Here is a 1914-nt window from a genome sequence, read left to right on the forward strand (position 1 = left end):
TCATGCTCTTACCCTGCCTTACGGCTGCTTTCAATACCACTATAATTGTGGATTAGATCAGATAATCCTCTAAGGACTTTCCGCTAGCAACGCCCTCAGCGATGGCTTTCGGCATACGGCCCTGACCAGTCCAGGTTTTTTCCTGGCCATCTTCGTGATACTTGTACTTTGCGGGACGCGGCGCACGCTTGGCCTTTTCCTTTCCTTCAGCTTTCGACGGAGCTGCACTGCCAACCAGTTCGCTGGGGTCAATCCCTGCGTTTTTCAGCATCTCGCTGAATTCCTCGAGCTTACGCAGACGCTCGGCATTTTCCTCCTGATATCGGAGCTCAGCAGCCTCACGCTCTGTAAACACCTCATCAAATTTGGCCTGAATCTCGACCAACTGTTCGAATGGTAGTTCACGCAGAGCAGCCCGGAGACTACGAATATTCAACAGTGTTTTGATAAAATCGTTCATGGATATCACGCCTAAAAAGTTATTTGTTTATTGCCTAGCATTATCACCTAGCTGTAGTTTGGTGCCAATATTTATCATCAAAATAATTGATCTTTATATAGCCACTTAGGGAAGCTATGAGTAACCGCTCAACGTCGATCTGACTTGAGCTAAGACCCCACAGGTTCCATTAGTTACTGCTAGACTGGTTTATTCATACTGACAGCAGAGATCTTGTGATGACTCAACTCATTCTACTAATCGTTGCCCTCAGTACTCATGGGAGATCCCATGAGATTGCATATGAGGTTTGTGATACATTTATTGAGGATGCTGTTCGGTATTCAGAAATGGACACTATGCATCTGACAGCACTGCGCTCACAGGTTATGGCTGCAAAAGATCTAGCTTTTTTTGAAAGGTTGTTTTCGACGACATCAGACAAATTGCTCCGAGCCTATTCTGCCCATAGCATCGAACAGGCTCGTGAAATGGCTTTTCGCGATACACGGCAGTGGGAGCTGTTGTTGCTAGATATCGGCATCAAGATGCATGGACGACCCGCTAGCGAGTTGTGGAGCACGTATTATCTGGCTTGCCGAGAGACACTGTTGTAATACCATCACTATCTAAGATGCCCCCTCGCTCGGGGCGGTTGTAGCTCTACAATCGCAGACCCACACCATCAAGCAGCGAATTATCGGTTTTATGCATAGCCCACAACTACTGGTACAGCTGCTGGCGGCATAGCCGCAGCAAACACGAAAATGCTGAAACCCTGCCTCGTTGCGGGGTTTTTGCTTTCTGGAAACATGGATGTGTAGTGGGCTAATCATCCCGGACACCATTTTGGGTGGTACAGTTGCCACCATAACCTGAGGTGTTCAATGACAAGATTACGTCGCTCATTTACTGCCCAATTCAAACTCGACGCAGTCACATTATCGGTATCGTGAAATGAAATCCTGGCTGCTGACTACGGGATGATATACACCTCGGAGCCCGCTGGCATCTGCATTATCGGTATCGTGAAATGGAACTCAGCCCTTGGCAAATATCGATTGTCGGCTGACAACGAGGTGATCTGCACCTGAGTACCCGCTGGCCTGAACAACTACAGGTATCGTGAAATGGAATGCAGGCCCAGGCAAACATCGATTGTCGGCTGACAACGGGGTGATCTGCACCTGAGTACCCGCTGACCGGTACTGCTACAGGTAGCGTGAAATGGAATTATGACCCTGGCAAACATCGATTGTCGGCTGACAACGGAGTGATCTGCACCTGAGTACCCGCTGGCCTGAACAACTACAGGTATCGTGAAATGGAACTCAGCCCCTGGCAAACATCGATTGTCAGCTGACAACGGAGTGATCTGCACCTGAGTACCCGCTGGCCTGAACAACTACAGGTATCGTGAAATGGAACTCAGCCCCTGGCAAACATCGATTGTCAGCTGACAACGGAGTGATCTG

Annotated in this window: 1 protein-coding gene; it reads right to left on the minus strand. The window is 48.7% G+C overall.

Going from position 1 to position 1914, the window contains the following annotated elements; genetic code table 11:
- Positions 1-52 precede the first annotated feature (52 nt).
- The gene (locus BN1115_RS01795; protein WP_042655815.1) at positions 53-460 is read right to left on the minus strand and encodes an H-NS family histone-like protein; all 408 of its coding nucleotides are present in this window, start codon (positions 458-460) and stop codon (positions 53-55) included.
- Positions 461-1914 lie beyond the last annotated feature (1454 nt).

Origin of the sequence: Aeromonas allosaccharophila (assembly GCF_000819685.1) — a bacterium.
Lineage (GTDB): Bacteria > Pseudomonadota > Gammaproteobacteria > Enterobacterales > Aeromonadaceae > Aeromonas > Aeromonas allosaccharophila.